The following is a 25,340-nucleotide window of genomic DNA, read 5'->3' as shown; positions in this document are numbered from 1 at the left end:
TTTAGGAATGAAGTTATGGAAAGCCCTGCTTGTTCACCTATCAAGCTTTCAAGCCTTTGCCTTGCAGTGGGAATGGCGCTATCAACCCCTGTTTTAGCTCAAGATACTGAGTCACATTTTGAAGAGGTCGTTGTATGGGGAACGAAAGTTTCCAGCAACACTGAGTCGATGTTTGCGGACGACATGTCACTGAAGCAAGCCGATCATATGTCTGATTTACTGCGCGATATTCCCGGTGTGGATGTTGGTGGCACACACTCTGTGAATCAACGTATTACGATTCGTGGTTTGAGCGAAACCGATTTGGACATTCGTCTTGACGGTGCTTCTCAGCATGCGAGCATGTTCCATCATATTGGTAACTTGACGTTGAACCCTGACATTCTCAAATCTGCGGACATTCAGGTAGGTAATAACTCTGTGACTCAAAACGGGTTAGGCGGTTCGGTCTACTTTGAAACGAAAGACGCTCGTGACTTACTTCGTTACGATGAAAAGTTTGGTGCGCGTGTTTATGGCGGCTATGCATCCAACGACAACCAACAAGGTTCGTTGACACTGTACGGACTTTTGTCCGAAAACATTGATGCGATGGTCTATGGCCATTACGTTACGCGTGATGATTTTGAAGATGGTGATGGCAATAAAACCTACGGTGCTGCAGGTGATGTTTACAACATTCTGGCTAAGCTGGGGTATGAACTAAATGACATCCATCGTTTTGAGCTCTCTTATGACATGTACCGAGACAGTGGAGATTACAGTCCGCGTCCTGATATGTCGGGTAGTGCAAATAATAGCCTGTCGAGCAAGTTACTTATCCCTACGGATTATGACCGCGATACCATTACCTTGAGTTACGAGTTGCGAGGCGAACAACACCAAGGAAACGTCACTCTTTATAATACCGAGACAGAAATTAAACGTGACGAAACGGTGATGGCCCCTCGTTGGCCCTCGAACCGTTTATCAAAGAACACCGCCAAAAACCAAAACTTTGGTTTGAATGGCAAATTCCAGTCAGATGTTATGTTGGGTGAGTTTGATAATCGAGTCACTTATGGCTTCGACTACATGGATAAAACGTCTTCGAGTTACTACGGTAGTCGTAAGTTTATGGACGAATCGGCGATTTCAACCGCACTGTTTGTAGAAGATCAGTTCTTCTTCTCTGATGCCTTCTTTATTACTGCAGGTATGCGCTTTGATGATTACAAACGCAAAGCTGAGACAGGAACCAGTAATTATGATGATGTGACTTGGGCTCTAGCAGCAGAATGGGCGGTGACGCAAGATTGGACGTTGTTTGCGAGTGCACGCTCTCTATTTAAAGGTCCAGAGCTAATGGAAACCTTTATTGCTTACCAAGACGTTGCATTTTTAGAGGATGGGCTAAAGCCAGAAACGGGATTGAACTCGCAGGGTGGTGTTCGTTTTGATAAAACCTTTGATAAGCATTTCTTTGGGGCGAATATTACGGTATTCCAAACGGAAATTGATGATTACATTGCAGATCAGTACCAAAACGCGACTCAAACTTACCTGATTTACAACTTAGGTGATGTTGAGATTAAAGGCTTTGAAGCAAGTGCTTCTTATGGTTACGACAAGTTTAACAGCAAACTTTCTTACTCTAAGTCGGACACCAAAAACAAGAATACTGGTGGTCCTGTTGCTGGGGGCAATGGGCGTAGCATTGATATGGGTGATAGCATTGCTCTAACTTTGGATTACCAGTCAGACGCTTTAGAAACGATCTTCGGGTGGAACTCAATGTTTGTTCTAGAGGAAGACAACGTCTTTGATGGTCAGCCAAAGAAAGCAAGTTATGATGTGCATAATCTATACGCTCAATGGGTGCCGTCTGATATTGATGGGCTGTCGGTGACCTTTGGTATTGATAATGTATTTGACGAGTTGTACAGCTCTCATGCGTCTCGTTCGGGGACTGCACGTGGCTTCACGCTTGATGACTACGAGCCGGGTCGCAACTTCAAGCTCTCTGCAGCTTATCAATTCTAACAAGGTTCTTCATAGGACGTTTCAAAGTAACGAGTAAGTTCATGATTAAAGAAAGCACCCGAATAGATAGCGAACACGCTGACAAATACTTAGTGACGCTTTGTCGGCATTTTGGACGAAAAGTTCCTGCTACTTGGAATGAAAATAGCGGTTTGGTGACATTTCCGACGGGAAAAGCTGAGTTTAACCTTTGTGCATCTAGCTTAACTATAACCTGTGAGGCGGATTCAGAAGAGAAACTGAATACGGTGAAGGCGATCATTTCATCGCATGTGGACATGTTTTCTCGTCGAGAAACACTAGCACTTAGCTGGGTTCGTTAGCGCTCGTTTAAGGATGCTGTGATAGAAAGGGAATGTTAAAAGCAAAAGCCCGCAATCTTATGATTTGCGGGCTTTTATTGTTTGAATGCTATTGCGCTTTCTCAGGCTCTAGGCTTTTTTTTTCCTGCTGCATTTTTGCTAGGAAGTAGATGTTAACGCAAGCAATAAAACCGTTAGTTAGTACTACAGGCCAAGAATCAATCATTAGTCCGTAAGCAGTAAATAGCGCACAACCAATAAAGTTAAGGATACGAAGCTTAACAATATCTTTCATAGTTAGCGAAATAGCGACCATGATTGAAGCTGCATAACCTAAAATCTCAACCATATTCATGTCCATTTTTTGACCCTCTTAAAATCTGCCGAATTTTGTCGGTACCAATTCTTCTCATCTTGAGATTAATGAGGAAGCTCCATGCCTCGAATGGTCTTTTTTTGTTGTATGGACGCACTATATCAATGGAAAAACCGTGATAAAAGCCTCAAATCAAGGTTAAGAGAAGGTTAGCGATTACGCAAACGTTTAGGACTGGAATTACTGATAATTTTACTTATTGTGTTGATTGATAATAACGATGACATTAATAGCTCAAACACCATTGAAAGTAAGGGAATATTTACATATGATTGAAAATGATAATTATTTTCAAGTGCTGTGTTTATGTATTTTATTATTAGCTTGCTCGTGTTTTTTTTGCTGTATATCAGAACAAAACCGAACTCGTGGTGTGCGGGGATTCATATCGTAAGCCACTTTTTTATCGTTGCATTTTGTCCTGCAATTTATGTTGTTCAATATTTAATCGTTACGTTTTTTTCGTCACCGATATTGATTAAGATGTCATCACGCTCCGGTGTATACAACATTCTCATTGCTTTTCTTCCATTATTGATCGCAACCGGCAGTCTGGCGTTTAGCTGAATGATTTCATCTCTCTTCTTTTCTTAAAACAACTACACTTAATCAGAATAAGGTATCAATTTCATATAATTATTCGATATCTACGCGTCAGCACATGTGTCACATTTCTGTGACTACGAGTAAGTTTTACTTATGTTGCTTGGTAGTAGGGTATTTATCGATTGTTTAATGATTCAATACTTAGTTTAATCGTATAAAGGTGTGCAGTATGCCGCACTAAATTAATAAGAAATTATCTAAAAAGGTTAATGGGAAACGTAAGCCATTAGCGGAGGTCAGATGAGTACGCACACGGTACCGCAGAGCGCGATTGTAAATGCTGTCAAAGGTGAAGTTTTGGTTTTGGGCCTGGATGGAAACGTTAAGGTCATAAAAGCGGGGGATGAGTTAAGACCTGGCGAGATTATTATCACAGAAAATAATGCTTCTCTCGACGTACAGATAAATAATGAGCTTTATCTGGTCGATGCAAATTGTGTTGCTTGTCTTCCTGTGCCTTCTTCTGAACCGTTAGAACCAGTATTGGTACAATCTCCAGTTAATGGCTTGGTGACTTTTGACCCAACGGCTATTGGAAGTGCTGACTTCGACGCAAACGATATTGCCGCTATCCAGCAAGCTATTTTAGACGGAGCTGACCCTACCGCTATCTTAGAAGCAACAGCTGCTGGCGCAGGTGCTGAAGGCTCGGCTAATGCTGGCTACGTGACGGTTGAATATAATAACCCGGAAGTACTCGCGTCTACTTTTTTTGAAACGTCTGCGACTCGCAGCGGAGAAGATGATCGCGACGAAGATGACGGTTTGAATGTCACGATCTTTGCTGATGGTGGGCAGTCACTGCAATCTAACGTAACAGAAGGCTCAATTTCTCTATCTAGCTACCCGCAAACCATTTCTTCTAGTGTGCTGGTTGAAGCAGGGGATCTCGCACTTGATACTGCTTCATTTGTACCTGAAACGTCCTCATTAGAGTCTTTGTTAACCGAGTTAAATAGTGACATTACCTCTGGTGGTCAGCCAGTGGCGTTCGTTTACGACGAAGCGCAAAATGCCATTATCGGCACTCAAGGTGGTAACGAAGTGCTTCGTATCGAGATCGAAGCGACATCTTTAGGCCGTGATTTAGAGTTAGAGGTCGTTACCACGATTAGCCAGGGTATTGACCATGTGGCGTCCATCGCTGATGGCCAAGTATCTATCGTCGGTGATCAAGTCAATATCGCTTTTGACATTACAGGCGCAGATATTGGTGGTAATAGCATTCAAGCGCCTATCGATTTTACGACAACCGTTATTGATGGCGATGATCCTGCGCCGCAAAACGTTACTTTTGAAAACGTTGAATCTTCTTCTACACCAATCACTGGCACCTTTGTTGATATTGGTAGTGATCAATTGGCAACAGTCACGTTTAATCAAGAAGGACTTAGTCAATTCGATGGCCTATTGAGTGATAATCAGGCGACAGAAGCGGTACTCTCTGAAGACGGCAGTACTATCACCTTGTCCATTGCTGGCTCGAATGAAACCGTCTTAACCATCAGTCTGAACACCGATGGTACCTACCAATTTGAGCAATTTAAGCCGTTAGAACAAGCAAACGGTGAAGATACGATTGAGCTCTCTTTACCAACCACAATCGTTGACTTTGACCAAGATACGGCAAGCAACACCTTTACGATGACCATCCTTGATGGCGATAATCCAGTGATTGAAAACGCGACGGGATTGTCTTTAGACGAGGCGGGGGTTGACCAAGGTTCACAGGAAGGCGCGGCAGTAACAAGTGGTACCGGGTCGATCACGACAGCGGTCGGAAGTGACATCATTGATCACTATGAGTTGGAACCTACAGAGTTTAATGTTGGTGGAGAACTCCAATCTCAAGGGCAGGTTGTTCAATTGGAACTGGCGTCCGAGAGTAACGGTGTGCGTACTTACGAAGGCTTCATCGAGCTGGATGGCGTGCGTATTACCGTATTTGATGTGGCGATTGATGCTCCTGCATTGGGCGAATACCAATTCAACTTGTATGAACAACTTGACCATACGGGTGCTAACGATGACTCGCTTACTTTCTCACTGCCAGTTTACGCGGTAGATGCGGATGGTGACCGTTCCTCGATTACTGAAGGTTCGAACACACCAGAAGCAGCGCAAATTGTCATTCAAGTTCAAGATGACGTTCCTTCGATTGATGGCGTTGATGCGCTAGCCGTCGATGAAGACGATTTATCAAGCATTGGCTCCGATCAAAGCGACTCTGTGTTCGCGCAAGGTAGTTTCACGACGACTCAGGGCTCAGACCGTGTTGTAAGTTATCAATTAGAAAGCGGCACTGATCCACTCAATGGGTTGGAATCACAGGGTCGATCTATCTCTCTGACGGAAACTGTCAATTCAGATGGCAGCTTTACCTATTCTGCAACGGCAGAAGGGGACGCTATCTTCACCTTACAAGTGAACCCTGACGGTTCTTATTCATTTACCCTTGAAGGTCCAATCGATCATGCTGTTGGTAGCGATAGCTTAACTCTAGACTTTACTATTGTCGCAACGGACTTTGACGGTGACACCAGTTCACTTGTTCTACCGGTTACCATTACTGATGATGTGCCAACCATTAACAACGTTGTTGCTCTTACCGTCGATGAGGATGACTTAAGTTCGGTAGGCTCTGACCAATCACAGCCAACGCTGGTTGAAGGTCAGTTCACGACGACTCAGGGTTCTGATGGCGTCGTACAGTATCAGTTGGATGTAAACGCTGATCCTTTAAATGGCCTGCAATCTCAAGGTCAAACCGTCTCCATCGCCGAAACGCAAAATGCAGACGGCAGCTATACCTACAGCGCAACGGCAAATGGCAGCGCAGTCTTCACATTGATTTTGAATACCGACGGCTCGTACAGTTTTGAGCTGCAAGGTCCAATCGACCATGCGGCAAATACCGACAGCTTAACCCTCGATTTTAGCGTTATTGCTACCGATTTCGATGGTGACACAAGCCAAATCGTACTGCCTGTTACCATCGTGGATGATAAGCCGACCATTACCGATGTCGATGCAATTACCGTTGATGAAGATGACTTAGGTACGATTGGCTCAGATCAGACTGGCCCGATTTCAATCGATGGCAACTTCACCACCACACAAGGCTCGGACCGAGTAGTAAGCTATCAGCTCGATGCTTCTGCAACACCAGTGGCTGGACTCACATCACAAGGCGTGGCAGTCACGCTAACTGAAACCGCAAACGGCGATGGCAGCTTTACCTATCAAGCAACAGCAGGCACCGAGTCGGTCTTTACACTGACAGTGAACACTGATGGCTCTTATAACTTCACGCTTGAAGGGCCAATCGATCATGCTGTTGATAGCGACGAGCTGACACTGAACTTCCCAATCATCGCAACAGACTTTGATGGCGATACCACAAACGCCACGATCCCTGTGACGATCGTGGACGATAAGCCAGTTATTACTGACGTGGATGCCATTACGGTTGATGAAGATGATCTAGCGTCAATCGGTTCAGACCAAAGCAATCCAATTTCTATTGATGGTAACTTCACCACCACACAAGGTTCAGACCGAGTGGTGAGCTACCAACTCGATGGCACATCAACACCAGTTGACGGTTTAACATCGCAAGGTGTAGCGGTAACGCTGACTGAAACGGCAAACGGTGACGGCAGTTTCACTTATGAAGCGACTGCGGGTGGCAACCCTGTATTTACTTTGACTGTGAATACTGATGGCTCTTACAACTTCACACTAGAGGGGCCAATTGATCACGCGGTTGATAGTGATGAGCTGATACTGAACTTCCCAATTATCGCAACCGACTTTGATGGCGATACCGTCACAGAAACCATTCCAGTCACAATTGTTGATGATGTACCGACCATCACAGCGGTGGATGCGTTGAGCGTCGATGAAGATGACCTTGGCGGTGTGGGTTCAGACCCAGGCGGCGATCTGTTCGTTGAAGGCGCGTTTACGACCACTCAAGGCTCTGACCGAGTGGTGAGCTATCAACTGGATTCAACGGCTGATCCTGTTGCGGGGCTGACCTCTCAAGGTGAGGCGATTATCTTGGTGGAAACCGCCAACGGTGATGGCAGCTTTACTTATGTGGCGACCGCAGACGGCAATCCGGTATTCACGTTAAACGTAGCAACAGATGGCACTTACGATTTTACGCTGCAAGGCCCGATTGACCATGTAGCTAACAGTGACAGCCTGACGATTGATTTCCAAATTATTGCCACCGATTTTGATGGTGATACGACTTCGGCAACCATTCCAGTCACGATTACGGATGATGCACCAATCATTGATAATGTCGTGCCTCTGGCTGTAGACGAAGATGATTTATCAGGCATTGGCTCAGACCAAACTGACGCTGTGTTTGTTGAAGGCGCGTTTACGACCACTCAAGGTTCAGACCGAGTGGTGAGCTACCAACTTGATTCAACTTCTGATCCTGTCGCAGGTTTAACTTCTCAAGGTGAGCCTGTTATTTTGGTAGAGACTGCGAATGCCGATGGCAGCTTCACTTACGTGGCAACTGCGGATGGCAATCCGGTCTTCACCATGAATGTGAATGCTGACGGTACATATGACTTCCGTCTGGAAGGGCCAATCGATCACGCGTTAAACAGCGATGAGCTAGTACTGAACTTCCCAATCATTGCAACAGACTTTGATGGCGATACGACGACCGCCACCATTCCAGTCACGATTACTGATGACGTTCCAACCATTAATAACGTTGTTCCACTCACGGTAGACGAAGATGATCTCGCTACAATTGGCTCAGACCAAAACGATGATGCGTTTATGTCGGGCTCTTTCAGCACAACTGAAGGCTCGGACCGCGTTGTTAAATACCAGCTTGATTCAACCGCAGATCCAGTATCTGGGTTGACCTCTCATGGTGAGCCTGTCGTGCTTGCTGAAACTGCTAACGGCGACGGTAGTTTTACTTACACAGCCACGGCAGATGGCAATGCCGTATTTGAATTGATTGTGAAGCCAGATGGCAGCTACAACTTTACACTGCAAGGTCCACTAGACCATGCGGTGAATAGCGACAGTCTGCAAATCGACTTCCCGATTATCGCAACAGACTTTGATGGCGACACCTCATCGGAGACGTTACCTGTCACTATCGTTGATGATAAACCAACCATCACTGACGTAGACGCAATCCGTGTGGATGAAGATGACCTAGCGACGATTGGCTCTGACGGCTCAGATCCAATTTCAATCGATGGCAACTTCACTACAACGCAAGGTTCTGATGGGGTAGTAAGCTACCAATTAGATACTGCTGCAACGCCAGTTGATGGCCTAACATCGCAAGGTGTGGCAGTGACGCTGACGGAAACTGCAAACGGCGACGGTAGCTACACTTATGAAGCGACAGCAGGAACTGAAGCCGTATTTACGCTGACCGTGAATACGGATGGTTCATACAACTTCACGCTTCAGGGGCCAATTGACCATGCGACAGACAGTGATGAGCTGACACTGAACTTCCCAATCATCGCGACGGATTTTGATGGTGATACCACCACAGAAACGATCCCAGTCACCATCGTGGATGATAAGCCGACCATTACCGATGTCGATGCGATTACCGTTGATGAAGATGATTTAGGCACGATTGGCTCAGATCAAACTGACCCGATTTCAATCGATGGCAACTTCACCACCACACAAGGCTCGGACCGAGTGGTGAGCTATCAGCTTGATGCTTCTGCAACACCAGTTGACGGCCTTACATCACAAGGCGTGGCCGTCACGCTGACTGAAACCGCAAACGGTGATGGCAGCTTTACTTACGAGGCGACAGCGGGTACTGAAGCGGTCTTTACGCTGACAGTGAACACTGATGGCTCTTATAACTTCACGCTTGAAGGTCCAATCGACCACGCAGTAGATAGTGATGAGTTGATACTGAACTTCCCAATCATCGCGACCGACTTTGATGGCGACACCACAAATGCCACTATCCCAGTGACGATCGTAGACGATAAGCCAGTTATTACTGACGTGGATTCCATTACGGTTGATGAAGATGATCTAGCGTCAATTGGCTCAGACCAAAGCAACCCGATTTCTATTGATGGTAACTTCACCACCACGCAAGGTTCAGACCGAGTGGTGAGCTACCAACTCGATGGCACATCAACACCAGTTGACGGTTTAACCTCGCAAGGTGTGGCTGTCACGCTAACAGAAACTGCAAATGGTGATGGCAGTTTTACCTACGAAGCAACAGCGGGCTCTGAAGCGGTCTTTACGCTGACAGTGAATACTGATGGCTCTTATAACTTCACGCTAGAAGGGCCAATTGATCACGCGGTTGATAGTGATGAGCTGACACTCAACTTCCCAATTATCGCAACCGACTTCGATGGCGACACCGTTACTGAAACCATTCCAGTCACGATTGTTGATGATGTACCGACCATCACAGCGGTGGATGCGTTGAGTGTCGATGAAGATGACCTTAGCGGCGTGGGCTCAGACCAAACTGACGCTGTGTTCGTTGAAGGCGCGTTTACGACCACACAAGGCTCTGACCGAGTGGTGAGCTATCAACTGGATTCAACCGCTGATCCTGTTGCGGGTCTGACATCTCAAGGTGAGGCGATTACCTTGGTGGAAACCGCGAATGGTGACGGCAGTTTTACCTATGTGGCCACCGCTGACGGCAATCCTGTCTTCACGTTGAATGTCGCAACAGATGGTACGTACGACTTTACGCTGCAAGGCCCGATTGACCATGCCGCTAACAGCGACAGCCTGACGATTGATTTCCCAATTATTGCCACCGATTTTGATGGTGATACGACCACGGCAACCATTCCAGTCACCATTACGGATGATGCGCCAATCATCGATAATGTTGTGCCTCTGGCTGTAGACGAAGATGATTTATCAGGTATTGGCTCAGACCAAAGTGACGCTGTGTTTGTTGAAGGCGCGTTCACCACTACCCAAGGTTCAGACCGTGTAGTGAGCTACCAACTTGATTCAACGGCTGATCCTGTCGCAGGTTTAACTTCTCACGGTGAGCCTGTTACTTTGGTAGAGAATGCGAATGCTGATGGCAGCTTCACTTACGTGGCTACCGCGGATGGCAATCCGGTCTTCACCATGAATGTTAATGCTGATGGCACATACAATTTCCGTCTGGAAGGGCCAATCGATCACGCGTTAAACAGCGATGAATTGGTTCTGAACTTCCCAATCATTGCAACAGACTTTGATGGCGATACGACAACCGCGACTATTCCAGTCACGATTACTGATGACGTTCCAACCATCGATAACGTTGTCCCACTAACAGTAGACGAAGATGACCTTGCCTCAATTGGCTCAGACCAAAACGATGATGCGTTTATGTCGGGCTCTTTCACCACAACTGAAGGCTCGGACAGTGTTGTTAAATACCAGCTTGATGCAACAGCAGATCCAGTAGCAGGGTTGACCTCTCATGGTGAGCCTGTCGTGCTTACTGAGACAACAAATGGTGATGGCAGCTTTACTTACACTGCCACAGCAGATGGCAATGCCGTATTTGAATTGGTTGTGAAGCCAGATGGCAGCTACACCTTTACTCTGCAAGGTCCACTAGACCATGCGGTGAATAGTGACAGTCTACAAATCGACTTCCCGATTATCGCAACAGATTTTGATGGCGACACGTCGACGGAAACACTACCTGTCACCATCGTTGATGATAAACCAACCATCACTGATGTAGACGCAATCCGTGTGGATGAAGATGACCTAGCGACGATTGGCTCTGATGGCTCAGATCCAATTTCAATCGATGGCAACTTCACTACAACGCAAGGCTCTGATGGGGTAGTGAGCTACCAATTAGATACTGCTGCAACACCAGTTGATGGTCTGACATCACAAGGTGTGGCCGTCACGCTGACGGAAACTGCAAACGGCGACGGTAGCTACACTTATGAAGCGACAGCAGGAACTGAAGCAGTATTTACGCTGACCGTTAATACGGATGGTTCATACAACTTCACGCTGCAAGGTCCAATCGACCATGCGACGGGTAGTGATGAGCTGACACTGAACTTCCCAATCATCGCGACGGACTTTGATGGTGATACCACCACAGAAACGATCCCAGTCACCATCGTGGATGATAAGCCAACCATTACCGATGTCGATGCAATTACCGTTGACGAAGATGACTTAGGCACGATTGGTTCGGATCAGACTGGCCCGATTTCAATCGATGGCAACTTCACCACCACACAAGGCTCGGACCGAGTAGTGAGCTATCAGCTTGATGCTTCAGCAACACCAGTGGCTGGACTCACATCACAAGGCGTGGCAGTCACATTGGCTGAAACCGCAAATGGCGACGGCAGCTTTACCTATCAAGCAACAGCAGGCACCGAGTCGGTCTTTACACTGACAGTGAACACTGATGGCTCTTATGACTTCACGCTTGAAGGCCCAATCGATCATGCTGTTGATAGTGATGAGTTAACGCTCAACTTCCCAATCATCGCAACAGACTTTGATGGCGATACCTCTGCTGAGACAATTCCTGTCAAGATCGTTGATGACAAACCGACACTTGGTGGCATCGAAGCAACAAGTGTGCAAACGGTTGATGAGGACGATATCCCAACAATCGGATCTGATGGTACACAGTCGAACAGCATTGCCGGTAACTTCATCGCGACTGATGGTTCTGATGGCATTGTCGAGTACAGCGTTTCTGACCTAACGACGCCAGTACAAGGCCTGACCTCTGGTGGTCAATCTCTGGTTATGGTTGAAGTATCAAACGCAGGTGGCGTTTCAGTTTACGAAGCTCGTATTGATGGCACGACGACACCAGTATTCCGTGTGACTCTCGATGCTTCTGATGATAGCTACACTTTCGATTTGCTTGCTCCTCTCGATCATCCAAATGCTGATGGCCAAAATGAACTGGTCATCAATTTACCGATAAACGCGACTGACTTTGATGGAGACGTGTCGAACAACATCACCTTACCAATTACGGTTGTGGATGATGTTCCGACCATTGACGGTTTACTAGCAGGCAGCGAACAAACCGTTGATGAAGATGACCTACCAGCAGGTACGGATGCTGCAAGTGCAGAAGATACTGTTATTTCAGGTACTTTTGATATCACCGAAGGTGCTGACCAAGTTGCTTCTATTCAGCTGAGTGACCTGACCACGCCTGTTGCGTCACTGACTTCAGATGGTGAAGCTATCACCTTAGTTCTGTCTTCTAGCGCAAACGGCGTGAACGTATACCAAGGTGTCGCAGGCAATCCTGCTGAAGTGGTGTTCGAACTGACGTTGGATGCAACGAACAACACCTACGAGTTCGATTTACAGAAGCCGCTTGATCATCCCGATGGTAATCAGCAAAACGAGATTGTTATTAACCTCCCTGTGACGGCGACAGATAATGATGGTGATACTTCACCAGCCTTCACATTGCCAATTACCGTTGTGGACGATGTTCCAGTTGTTACCAATATTGAAAGTCTACGTGTCGACGAAGATGACTTACCTCTTGGTTCTGATGGAACGAAAGAGCCATTAACGGTATCAGGTGAGTTCGAAGTCACTAGCGCAGATGGTATTGATGCTTTCGAATTGGATCTAAGCTCAAATCCTATCCCGAATCTGAAATCGGGTGGAGAAGAGGTAACACTTTCTCAAGACGTTGGCGCTTCAACTGCTGACGCGCTTGTTTACGTGGGACAAACACCGGGTGGAGTGACGGTCTTCACGTTGACACTTCATCAAGATGGTAAATACGACTTTGAGTTATCTGGTCAGTTAGATCACGCGGTTAACTCTGATGAGATTTTGTTGAATCTACCTGTGAAGATCACGGATGGCGACAACGATACCATCACTGCGACCTTGCCAGTGACGATCGTAGATGACAAACCAACCATTGATGCTATTAGCTCTGGTAGTACCTTGTCTGTGGATGAGGATGATATTCCAAGCCAAGGTTCGGACGACACGCCAGAATCCAATATCATTGGTGGCAACTTTGACGTTACTGATGGTGCCGACTCTATCGTTAGCTTCCAGTTGGATAGTTTAACATCGCCTGTTTCTGGCCTTACCTCAGGTGGTCAACCGCTTGAGTTGGTTGAGTTTTCAAATTCAAACGGTGTGATTGAGTACCGAGCTTATGTACAAGGTACGACGGACACCGTCTTTAAACTGACGCTAAATGGTTCAGCAGACAGTTATGAATTTGAACTGTTGGGTGCACTTGATCATCCTGCGGGTAACGATGAAAACTCGTTGGTCATTAACTTCCCAGTCAACGCGACTGATTTTGATGGCGATGTGTCCAATAACATCACCTTGCCGATCACCGTGGTGGACGATGTCCCAGCTATTGTGAAAGTGACAGACTCTAGCCAACAAACCGTTGATGAAGATGATCTTTCCGGTGGCTCTGACACGACAAGTAGTGATTCAACGGTATTGAACGGCGGATTTGAGGTCGTTGCTGGTGCAGACAAGATTGTCAGCTACCAAGTTTCAGACCTCGATGCAGTCGTGTCTGGTTTAACGTCGAACGGCAGCAGCATCGAGTTGAATCTAGTAAGCACGAATGGTGGAGTAACCAGTTACGAAGCGGTTATTACTGGCACATCAACTAAGATCTTCACGCTGTCTCTTGATGCGAATAATGACAGCTACCAATTTGAGCTGTTGGGACCAATCGACCATGACGCTGTTCAAGGTGAAAACAACCTTGTCATTGATATTCCAATTACAGTAACAGACTTTGATGGTGACACGTCATCATCACTGAATCTTCCAATTACCGTAGTTGATGACATTCCCGAAATTAAATCAGCAGATGCTTTGGCTGTTGATGAGGATGACCTTGCCAACGGCTCTCAGGCAACCAACAAAGACAGCCTAGAAGCAACGGGCAATTTCGATACGGTGGAAGGGGCAGATACCGTTGTCTCTTATCAGCTGGATCTTACTTCTAACCCGATACCAGGAGTAACTTCAGGTGGTTTTGCGGTGACGTTAGTTCAAACCGCGGTAAGCAACAACAACTTTACTTATCAAGGTCAAACACCTGATGGTAACTCAGTGTTCACACTAGTTTTGAACGCTGACGGCTCTTACAAGTTTACGCTTGAGGGTGCGCTAGATCACTCAACTCAAGGCGAAGATACACTCATACTTGATCTCCCAGTCTTTGCGACCGATGTCGATGGTGATACGGCAGGTATTAACTTACCAGTGACGATTACCGATGATGTTCCAACCTTGCACGATGCATCTATTTCGCGTGTTGAGGGGCAAGGCAGCCGCACGGTTCGTTTATTCCGAGACCCTGTAGAGGGGGATGATGACCTTGGTGCTGACGGCGCACAAGTGACTTCATTCTCGGCTGATGATTCAGGCATTTACTTTAAGCAAAATGGTGTTGATTCTGATTCTGTCGATTTGAACGGCAGCGACCAAGTCGTATTTGTTCACAAGGTTCTTGACGGAGTGGATACTGAAATCGGTCGTTTGGTTGTTCGAACCGATGGCAGTGTGTCATTCCGTCCGAATGACGACCTTGACCATACCGAAACCGACTCGATTGATTTCACCATCAACGTTGTTGCAACCGATGGTGATGGCGATATCGCAGATGCCGATGTGGATATCTCGATAAGAGACCGCAATGCGCAAATTGACACGTCTACCGTTACTGCGTTCGAAGACCAAGGGCGTGATGGTGTCGTTGTGGGCGTTGACTCTGCAAATACTCAGGACAACTTGTCGACGCTGGATGTTAGCCCTGCGAAAGTCGACTTGGTTATCAATTTACACGATATCGACCGTAACGAGAGCTTAGGTGACATCACTATTCGAGATGCTGATACTCACAACGGTACGTTCTACTACAGAGACGGCAGTGGCAACTACATTGAATTAACATCTGTGGGCAATACGGTTGTTCTCGACGCATCAAATGTTGAGCAGTCATTCAATGGTGAGCTTGTCTCGTTAGATAACTTGTACTTCGTACCAGATCGTCATACATCAACCGATGCTTCTGGTATCGATCCTCGTATCCGCGTGGAAATTCTTAACAATGGTACGCCAGATCATACGATTAATGGTCGTTTATACATTGAAGTTGCTGCCGTAGCAGATATTGCAACGTGGACGGCAAGCAGCGAATTTAACTACTCGGTTGATGAAGATGGAAACAATGTCGCACTTAACATCACGGCTGAAACCCAAGACACTAGTAACCCAGAAGGCATTGTGTACGAGCTTGTCTTTACACAAGGAGAAGGTAACGCAGAGTTAGTCTATTCAGATGGTAGTGCGATACCAAAATCCGGTGGTGTTTATCTGGTGGATGCAAGCCGAATTGATGAAGTTCAAGTTGATCCGATAGATAACTTCTCGGGCGAAATCAGAATTGATGTCACCGCTATTACGACGGAAAACAACAATCCACTGCTTGGGAAAGATACCGCTCGCCCAGAAACCGAAACCATCATTATTGATGTAAACCCAGTTGCGGATAAAGGTAGTTTTACTGTAAACCGAATTAATGTGTTTGAGGATAATGCTCGAACTCAAAATACGGTAGACCCTGTCACTGATCACGATCCACTCCAATTAAGTGAAGTGATCACCATGAAACCATCAGCGGACTTAGATGGTTCTGAAGCGTTATTTGTGCGCATTTCTAACTTCTCAATTGATGGGGTTACTTTGGTGTGGCTGGACTCAGCAAACCCAAGTCAGATAGTAGAAGTGACCGATTCAGGCGGCAATGTACTTTATTACGAAGTGCCAGAGTCTGAATTAGCGAACGTCGAAGTTCTTCCTCCGTTGCACAGCAATGATGACTTTACTTTCAATGTCGAAGGCATTGTGAAAGACACAGCATCATTGTCTACCGGTACGACAGAAGATGTGTTGTCACTGGGCAGTAAGACCGTCATCGTTGGTGTAAAAGGTGTTGCTGACATACCAGACACGGTATTAATTGACGCGGGGAACGTTTGGAACCGATTCGTAGACGGAGATGTGGCCGGAATAGAGACGACTATTGAAGAGAATGGTGTTGTAAACCTCAACTTCTCGGTTGTATCTGGTGAAGTTGCCGATAGACCACAGGATGATTCAGAAGCCATTACTGTTATCCTGTCCAACATCCCCGACGGTGTTCGTGTCGTAGATTCAGACGGTTCAAGCGTTGACCTCACCTTTGTTGGCTATGATGGTAACGGTCAACCGATTTACGAAGCAAACATCACTGGGCTGAATTTTAATTCCGGTATTCAAATTATTCCAGAAGCCTCTTCAACCGAAAACATTGCGATTACAGGGACGATCATTGTTACCGAGAATGATGGTCATAGTCGTGTGATTGAAAGAGAGGTAAGGATCAAGGTCGAACCCGTTATTGATGCTCAAGATAACTACGTTGTTCGATCGGAGGGAGATGAAGATACGCGCTTTGACATCGATTGGAAACCGACGCTCGTACAAAGCCCTGATACCGATGAATTCTTTAGTGATGTAACCATCTCTGGATTTCCTCCAGGCAGCACGGTCTATGTAGATGGTGTGGCACAAGCGCTTGTTTCTGGAACACTAACGCTTTCACCGCAAGCCGGTGAATCAGAGCAAGATTTTTCCGCTAAAATCTCTCAAAGTGGCTATGTTCAAGTCCAGTTGGAGCAGGATTCAAGTACTGACTTTGACTTGACCACGACCGTCACTGTGAAAGAGATTGACCATGAATATGTTGACGCTTCGAATCCCGGTGAAGGTATCGCTGAGAAAACCATCAATGGTACGGTGAATGTCCAAGTTAATCCAATCGTTGAGCCAGAGGATAATACGGGGGCAATAGATGACCAAACCCGTCTGCTTGTCACTGAAAGTGGTGGTGGTGCTACCGATATCGTGAAGTCAGATGATCAAGGTAACATTGACTTTACGATCAACACTTCTATGGGGGGCGAATCTGGCGCTCATATCATTAAATACCAAGAGTTTGATGCGTCTTCAGATGAAGTGGTGACTCAACTTGTTGTTCAATTTCACAATGTGGACCCTGAGATCCTCAACCAATTGGTTATCGTCGGTGCACTAAATGAAGGTGGAGGTCGTTGGACAGTAACTAATGAAGACAACTTCTCAATTAAAGCGCCGTCTGGACTTGATTTAACACCAAACGATGACAGTGACGATGGCGATAACGGTGGTCTCTCTCAAATTGGCTTAACCATTTACGCAGAAGTGAATGATTTGGGCGAAGATTTGGGCAACGAAAAAGATGCGACGGTCGTGCGTCAAACGGATGTGACACTAGAGTTTCCAACCGTCCTCACACCGAAAATGAGTGTAGCGGCAGAGATTCAGGTGGCTGATGATGTCCAAATTCAAGCGTTGGAAGACAATTCTATTAACCTTGGTGCTCAGTTGACGTCGAAAGTCGATGCGATTAATGCAGATGGTGTTGAAGATGTCTTAACTATTATCGTCGACCCGACAGCTCCTGGCATTCCTCCTGGTTTGGTGATCACGGGGACGGATGTTGATTTTGTCAATGGTAAATACGTGTTCCAAGCCCATATCGATGCGAGTGGAAATATTACTGGCCTTGATGGCTTGACGATGCACTTGGCAGAAGATTACGCAGGTGATTTCGAATTACCAATTCGGTTTGTCACTAAAGACACTGAGTCCGGTGATGAAAAAGAAAATAATGTCCAGTTTCCAGTTCAGGTTTTACCGGTTGCAGACGTTCCGAGTTCAGCCGGGGATCAGCCGTTGGATAGCGATGTCACACCGAATGTAAAAGTAGATATCGTTGGTACTTTCGGCTTGGATGCAAACAAACAACCTGTAACTGATCTAAATAACGACGTTCCCACGGCGGATGGTGTTGGTTACGAAGATGGCTTAATCCAACTTAACTTGAGTGTTGATTTTGCCGATCAATTTAACAACACTCAAGGTGGTCGAGAAACACTAACGAACATCAAGTTAGAGCTTGATGACACAACATTAGGTGAGTTTGTTGATGCCAATGGTAACAGCTTAGGAACCAGTATTGAGTTTAATGAAGCTGAGATTTTAGCTGGTGCGCTTGACAATGTTCTGTTTAAGCCAAAAGAAAATTACCCCGTAGGTGGTGGCCAAAATACCGTCAAGATTAATATCGAGGGAGAAATTACTGATGAAGCTGTGTTTGATCAGTCTATCTTGAATAACTCTGGCGATAATATAGATGTGAGAACCTTCACTGACGATGTCACATTTGAAGTTACGCCAGTCGTTGATGACATTACCATTACAGGTGCCGATCCGACGCAGCCAATCACGGTGATTGGTGACGAAGATACTTTAATTTCGCTGAATCAATCGGGCTCTGGTGTTTCGATCAGCCTGAACGATAATGACGGTTCTGAGAGTTTCGTTTCACTCAAGTTAACGGGGCTTCCTGATGACTTTATCGTTAAATCCAATTCCTCTGATTATGTTGTTAAGAACAACGGTGGGGGCGAATGGAGTATTCAACTAAAAGATCTCACTCAGACGTCCATTGACCTGAGTGACATCCAAATTAAACCGCCAAAACACTTTAGTGGCGAGGCTGAGATAGGTATTACGGTCTTCATTCAAGAGGAGTTGCTACAAGTTCCAACGGAACGAAACAACAACTTTACGCTTATTGTCAATCCTATTGGTGATGATGTTGATGTGAATCCCGATACTTCGGCTGCAGGTAATGAGGGCGAAGACATTGTTATTAATGTAAATGCGTTAGTGGTTGATAACAAAGAGTCCATCGGAGATGGTGCAAACTACCAGGAAAATGATCCAGAGACGCTGAGAGTTGAGGTCTCCAATGTCCCTGATGGGGCGAGTGTTTCATTACCTGATGGGACAGTGTTTACTGACCAAGGCGGCGGCATTTTTGTCTTAGAAATCAATGCTCAAGACTTGGATCAAGTGGTGTTTAATGCTGGGGATCGCAACGATAACTCATGGGATGGTTCGCTGCATTTCAAAGTGCAAGCCGTTGATACTGGGCTCGATGGCAGTCAAAGCTTGGGCTCCGCAGAGGAGTTTGATGTCACTGTTGATGTTGAAGCAGTGAACGATCGTCCAGAGTTCGTCAATACCGTGGATGTGGAAACACCAGAAGATACGCCAATGCTGCTTGATGGTTTCAGCATTACCGATATTGATGCCGTACTCGATGATCCGAATGCTGAATATGTACTCAATGTGAACGTCGACAGCGGTATCTTGGAGCTTAATCCAACGCTCATCGCTACTTACAACCTAACCGTGAGCGGTGATGGTACGGACTCCGTTGAACTGAAAGGTACAGTGGCCGATCTAAACAATGCCATTGCAGACGGTCTGATTGAGTTTAATCCAGACCTGAACTTCTTTGGTGACGTTCAGGTGGACGTGACAGTCGATGACCAAGGTAATGAAGGTATCGTAATTGGTGGGGTAGATGACACCCTAAATACCAACAGCAGCAGCTTCAATATTGAAGTGACAGCGGTGAATGATACCCCAGAAACTACGCCAGTGACGCTACCGGATATTGAAGAAGATAGTGGTGTGTTCTCCATCTCTGAAGCGGATCTTATTGCGAATGCGACAGACGTAGAGAACGATAACCTCACGGTCAGCAATGTTCAGTTAACGGATCCGAATTCGGGTAGCATTACTTTCAACAGTGGTACGGGAGAGTGGGAATTTACCCCAGCACCAGATTACAACGGTCCAGTTGAAATCACGTACACCATTACAGATGATGGCACGACAAGTGGTGCATCCGATCCTAAATCGGTTAACGGCAACGCATCGTTCAACGTAACGGAAGTCAATGATGCTCCAACGACGTCTGAAGTGGTACTTTCTGATATCGCAGAAGACAGTACGGCGGTTGAAATTACCCAAGCTGATTTGTTAGCGAATGCTTCTGACATTGAAAACGACACCTTGATGGTGAGTAATGTCCAGTTGGTTGACCCAAGCAGCGGCACATTGGATTTCGACAACGTAACAGGTACATGGTCATTTACTCCTGCGCCTGGCTACAACGGCAAGGTCGATCTGACCTACGACATTACCGACAACGGTACAACGAACGGTGTTTCTGATCCTCAAACGGTGTCAGGAACGGCGACCTTCGAAGTCACTGAGGTGAACGATGCACCGGTAACATCAGAGGTAACGTTGAGTAGTACCGAAGAAGATGGTGGTTCGGTAACTATTACGACTACTGAGTTGCTGAGCAACGCAAGTGATCCTGAGTCAGACAACTTGACCGTCGATAATGTTGCGTTAGTGGACCCAGCTTCCGGCACGCTGACTCAAGTGAGTGCGACAGAGTGGACGTTTGAACCCGCAGCAGATTTCTTTGGTGACGTTAATTTCACTTATGAAATCACAGATGACGGAACCACTAACGGCGCTCCAGACCCAATTACAATCGCGGGCACAGCAGTGTTGAATGTTGAAGCGACCAATGACGCACCTGAAATCACTGCAGCATCGGTAACGGATACGATCAACGAAGCCGATGGCCAGAAAATAACGGGTATTAGTGTAAGTGACATCGACTTCACTGGTGCGCAGGCGAATGAAATCATGACGGTGACTCTTACAGTTACCGAGGGCGACCTTCGTGTCGAGCCGCCAGCAGGTAGTGGTGTGACTGTTGGGGCGGGGATGGCTGGTGAAATAACCCTAATGGGCACACCAGATAATATTAACTCCGTTCTTGGAGCAACAGACGCTTCTGAGGGTGTATTTGTGGATGCAGGAGATGTCAACGCAGCTTCAATCACTTTATCGGTGAAAGTCGAAGACAACGGCGTGTACTTCGAAAATGCGGGTACCGCATTGGAAGCGAATCAAGATTTCACTATCAATGTGACACCTGTAGCTGATGCACCTACATTGAGTATAAATCCTCAGTTTAATTACATTCGTCAAATTGCGGCTAGCCAAACCGCGAGCAGTCAAGGTTTAGCGATTGTCGGAATCATGGCGGCGCTTACTGATATTGACGAGGTGCTGTCTTTGGAGCTAACGGGCGTACCAGCTAGTGCTGAGGTAACAAGTGGCGTTTCTCCATCAGGCATTAGCTTCGATGGTACCACTTGGACAGTACCAAGCGATGAAATTGATACGCTAGAAATTGTCGCAACAGATACTAACAGTGGTATTGATGTCGGTTCTTACGATATTTCGCTTACGGCGATATCAACGGAATCTAATGGCGATGAAGCGCAGTCTTCACCTGTCCAAATTAGTTTGGATGTGAGTAGTGATAGCGACGATATTGACCAGTCAACCGCAGTGGACGACAGCTATTTAGTCGGCGGAGACACAGGTATCAACTTGATTGGTGGAGACGGTGACGACGTTATTCTGGGTGGTGATGGTGATGACGTGCTTATCGGTGGCTTAGGTTCAGATATCTTAACGGGTGGAGACGGCAGCGATATCTTCAAGTGGACGGTAGATTCCGTTGATGAAGGGGCAGTGGATACCATTACTGACTTCACTGTTAACGAAGACAGTATCGATTTACGTGAAGTTATCTATGATCTCAATAACTCAATGATCGACATGGATGATCTGCTTGGTCACATTTCAGCAGACTACGATGCATCGACGGAAAGTGTTTCTCTGAACATTACGACGGATGCAAATGTTCAGCAGACTATTGTCGTGGAAAACTTAGGTACTTCAATCGACTTCAACGGTCTCAGCTCCAACGAGATTGTAGAGTCATTGCTGAACAACGGTGTTATTGATAACGGATAAACCTGTATACAACACAAAAATGGGCGGCTCTGATAAGCCGCCCATTTTTTTCGGGAAAGCTTGATTTTAAACAGGAGATATTTGAATCGAAATAGAAAGAAAGAGCGAAGCAAAGGGGTTATCTTGTTACGACGTTATAGTGATAGTTGGAAATTAAAATAGCGATAATTTGACGTTAAATCGCCTAAACGTGGATGTCTAGCAAGCTGCCAATGATTTCATTGTTTTTCTCTATGACAGACGCGCCAACTCGGTTATAACCAGCGGCTTGTGCTAGGTTGATGAGAGATTCAACTTTTTGAGAGGGAAGGCTAGGTGTTGAGGCTGTTATTGCGACATCCGCAACCGCAGCTAAATCGATGTTGTGATCAGAAAGCTCTTCTTTTACCTTACTTACATTATTGTAAATGCCATGTGCAGCTTTCTCGGCCATTTGTTGTGACATCTGAACGATGTGGTGTCCAGATTGAATTCCTGATACAGGCATATCACTACTCCCAACATTATGATAGTGAGAGCATAGGTGGAGTTTATAAAACGTTCAAGTGTTTTATATCAATGACTTGATTAGGCAAACAGTTTGGCAAGCATTTCTCTTTCTTCACCAGATAGAACCGGTTTTTGCGCTTTATTTAGTTTCACGCTGATCTCACCTTGTAATGACTTTAACTGACTTGCCGTTAAATCACTGAGCTTTTGTTTAAGTTCATTAAATTGTTGTGCGTTCATCTCAATACCTTCGTCGTGATTCGGTTTATCCGTCGTTGCCCGAAATTCTTCATCCTTTGGATACAACATATTTATTCAACCAAAATAGATTAGAATTTGATCGATTGCTTTTTGTCCGAATATTGTCAAGGTGTGTTAAGTGATACGTCAGATTTTTCCTAAGAAGGTACATAATTACCCACTTTGGGGTAGATGGAAGCGTAAAAAGAAAAAGGGAAGCGATATAGCGCTTCCCTCTTACATATGGTTTGAATGTTACTAACTTACCCTGACGGCAAACTTACTAGCAAGTGAATGAAGCTCTGGGAGCATGCGATAGATAAGATGAAGTTGCTGCAATACCATGCGGGCAGAGCTGTCGTCTTCATCGCGCCATTCGTTTAAGCGTTGCTCGAGTCCAGCATCATCAATATTAGATAGGTCACACTCCTCACAATGCTGGTGAAGCTGTTTATGAAGTACATCCAGATGCTGATGAATACAACGGTGAGCATCTAAAACGAGTTTATGAATTGACTCATCTTCGATGCGAGTTCTGTGCGCGCCTAATGCAGAAATATAGTTCAACATTGCGTGATTTAACGTTAGGAAGCGAAAACTTTCATCAACAGCTGCGCGATATTTGCCAGGCTCCGCCAGCATCGTACTAATCGCAGAAGAGAGTGAGGCATCATTATTATGGGCCTGGCGGCGAGCGATACGGTAGCTCAAATTGTCTTTCTTGCCGATTCTATACTGACCAATGATCTGATCGAGATACTGCTTGTTCGCCTCTATCGCATCCGACATAACTTTGTGAAGCCTTCTCGACTGCCAGTCGGGCAAAATAACTAATACTGCTCCTACTGCAAGCACACACCCGATGAGGGTATCTGCTAGTCGAGGAAGGACAACTGCGTAACCTTCACCTAGTTGATTAAATAAGAAGAGGACGAGCAGTGTAATAAAACCAGTCGCGTACCCATAGTTGTTCATCCGGAAGGCGAAAAACATCACACCAGAGATAACGATAAATACTAACTGGCTTTCTTGAGAAGGGAAAAAAGTCAGCAATGGTACACCAATCAACAAACCAGCTAATGTACCTATTACTCTTGCCGTCAATTTTTGGCGAGTGGCACTGTAGTTCGGTTGGCATACGAATAAAGTGGTTAAGAGTATCCAGTAACCTCGGTCGATGTTGAATATTTGAATGATTCCATAGCCAATCGTTAAGGCAATTGACATACGTAATGCATGCCGAAACAGCATCGAATCTTTGTGTAAATTTGCTGATATACGCTGCCACATCGCTTTTAGCGTGTGTGGGTTGGTATCGGCGAGGGTATCTTCTTCGAGGCCTTCAACATCTGGGTTGTTAATGTTATTAAGTTGTTTTTCTACCGTCGCTAAGTTATTGAATAAATATGTTAACTGCATCAGCAGACGTTTCCAGTGCCCTTGCTTTTGTTCTTCTAGATAAGCAAGAGAGTTTTGTACTTCAGCTAATGCCAGAATAGATTGATCGGTATGGGAGTATTCATTTCCTAGCTGAATGGCTAGTGCAATATCACGACACGCTTGGGCTTGAGACTCCAAAAGATATTTAAAACGAAACAGCACATCAGAACGTTCAAATTCGGTCGCTAAATCCTGATAGCGATAATGGCTAGAACTGACGCGTTCGTGAATGTCTTGAGCGATGAAATAAATATTTAAAAATCGGTCACTAGGCCCATCAATGTGACCCCGTTTCGATCGGTTAAGTAATGTGGTTTTACAAGCGTTTAGTGCCGTAACCGTGGCAGCATTGCATTTTGCAGCTTCAATCCGCAGCGGTTGTGGCGTCAAGTTGGTCACAGGGTGAAAAAGCTTGGCTTTCGCATCAAGATAATTCGCCATTTGGAAGAACACATTGGCTAAGCTTTGTTGCACCGGTTGAAGAGGCCAAAATATCTGCCAAATCATGGACATGAAGTAATACCAGGCGGCACCAGTTAAAAGCAGTAGTGGCTGAAACCAAATGTTGGTGCTTTCATGTGCGCCAAGCATAGTATAAATAGCGATCAGCAACGAACCAAAAGCAATACTCGCGTACTTAGGACCTATCGCTCCAAGAATGATGAAGCCGAAGGTTGAGATAAATAATCCCAACGCAAAAGCCCAAGGGGTATCGAACAAGATTTCAATTGAAAAAGCAGCAAGCGCAAAACAGAGAAAGGTGAGAGTCAGAGCCTTGATGCGTCCAGTGAAACTGTCATCACTTTCAGCCAAAGCAGCAGCAATAACACCTAATATTAATGGCGTTATCAGCGTGTTTTGCTCGAAGTACCAAGTTGGGATAACCACACCCAGTAAGGTAATAAGGATAAGAACGCTGTAATTTATCGTCTTGTTTGCCCAATATAGCCGAAATTTAGAAGTTGCTTGCACAATGCGCCTTATGTTTCCGATGAAGAACAGGGGGA

The 25,340-nt window shown here is 45.8% G+C and carries 7 protein-coding genes; 3 read left to right on the top strand and 4 right to left on the bottom strand.

Annotated features, from left to right (window positions below; genetic code table 11):
* Positions 1-15: 15 nt before the first annotated feature.
* Together H9L11_RS21980 and H9L11_RS21975 are read left to right on the top strand one after the other, a co-directional pair.
* On the top strand, positions 16-2,022 hold the full coding sequence (locus H9L11_RS21980) for a TonB-dependent siderophore receptor (protein ID WP_205391201.1): 2,007 nt from the start codon (positions 16-18) through the stop codon (positions 2,020-2,022).
* 41 nt (positions 2,023-2,063) lie between these two features.
* The gene (locus H9L11_RS21975) at positions 2,064-2,345 is read left to right on the top strand and encodes a DUF2218 domain-containing protein (RefSeq protein WP_005376622.1); all 282 of its coding nucleotides are present in this window, start codon (positions 2,064-2,066) and stop codon (positions 2,343-2,345) included.
* Between the two features lie 88 nt (positions 2,346-2,433).
* Here H9L11_RS21975 and H9L11_RS21970 read toward each other — a convergent pair whose 3' ends face one another.
* Positions 2,434-2,685 carry a YgjV family protein gene (locus H9L11_RS21970; protein ID WP_005376619.1) on the bottom strand — a complete coding sequence of 84 codons (252 nt, stop codon included), beginning with the start codon at positions 2,683-2,685 and terminating at the stop codon, positions 2,434-2,436.
* A gap of 861 nt (positions 2,686-3,546) precedes the next feature.
* Here H9L11_RS21970 and H9L11_RS21965 point away from each other — a divergent pair.
* Positions 3,547-22,164 (top strand): retention module-containing protein, encoded by an 18,618-nt coding sequence (locus tag H9L11_RS21965; RefSeq protein ID WP_205391200.1) that lies wholly within the window; start codon positions 3,547-3,549, stop codon positions 22,162-22,164.
* Between the two features lie 184 nt (positions 22,165-22,348).
* Here H9L11_RS21965 and H9L11_RS21960 read toward each other — a convergent pair whose 3' ends face one another.
* The 3 genes from H9L11_RS21960 to yccS all read right to left on the bottom strand — a co-directional run bounded on the left by H9L11_RS21960 (position 22,349) and on the right by yccS (position 25,305).
* Entirely contained in the window at positions 22,349-22,651 is a 303-nt protein-coding gene (locus H9L11_RS21960) for a hypothetical protein (protein WP_017635368.1), read from the bottom strand.
* 80 nt (positions 22,652-22,731) lie between these two features.
* The gene (locus H9L11_RS21955; RefSeq protein WP_005376575.1) at positions 22,732-22,962 is read right to left on the bottom strand and encodes a hypothetical protein; all 231 of its coding nucleotides are present in this window, start codon (positions 22,960-22,962) and stop codon (positions 22,732-22,734) included.
* 189 nt (positions 22,963-23,151) lie between these two features.
* Positions 23,152-25,305 (bottom strand): YccS family putative transporter, encoded by a 2,154-nt coding sequence (gene yccS, locus H9L11_RS21950; RefSeq protein WP_033906473.1) that lies wholly within the window; start codon positions 25,303-25,305, stop codon positions 23,152-23,154.
* Positions 25,306-25,340: the final 35 nt, after the last annotated feature.

The organism is Vibrio sp. sp1 (genome assembly GCF_016920955.1).
Lineage (GTDB): Bacteria > Pseudomonadota > Gammaproteobacteria > Enterobacterales > Vibrionaceae > Vibrio > Vibrio alginolyticus.
This window is presented reverse-complemented; position numbering and strand designations above follow the sequence as displayed.

Excerpts from the sequence above, each read along its gene's own strand:
- H9L11_RS21980 (WP_205391201.1), top strand. The coding sequence starts at position 16 with ATGGAAAGCCCTGCTTGTTCACCTATCAAGCTTTCAAGCCTTTGCCTT.
- H9L11_RS21975 (WP_005376622.1), top strand. The coding sequence starts at position 2,064 with ATGATTAAAGAAAGCACCCGAATAGATAGCGAACACGCTGACAAATAC.
- H9L11_RS21970 (WP_005376619.1), bottom strand. The coding sequence starts at position 2,685 with ATGGACATGAATATGGTTGAGATTTTAGGTTATGCAGCTTCAATCATG.
- H9L11_RS21965 (WP_205391200.1), top strand. The coding sequence starts at position 3,547 with ATGAGTACGCACACGGTACCGCAGAGCGCGATTGTAAATGCTGTCAAA.
- H9L11_RS21960 (WP_017635368.1), bottom strand. The coding sequence starts at position 22,651 with ATGCCTGTATCAGGAATTCAATCTGGACACCACATCGTTCAGATGTCA.
- H9L11_RS21955 (WP_005376575.1), bottom strand. The coding sequence starts at position 22,962 with ATGTTGTATCCAAAGGATGAAGAATTTCGGGCAACGACGGATAAACCG.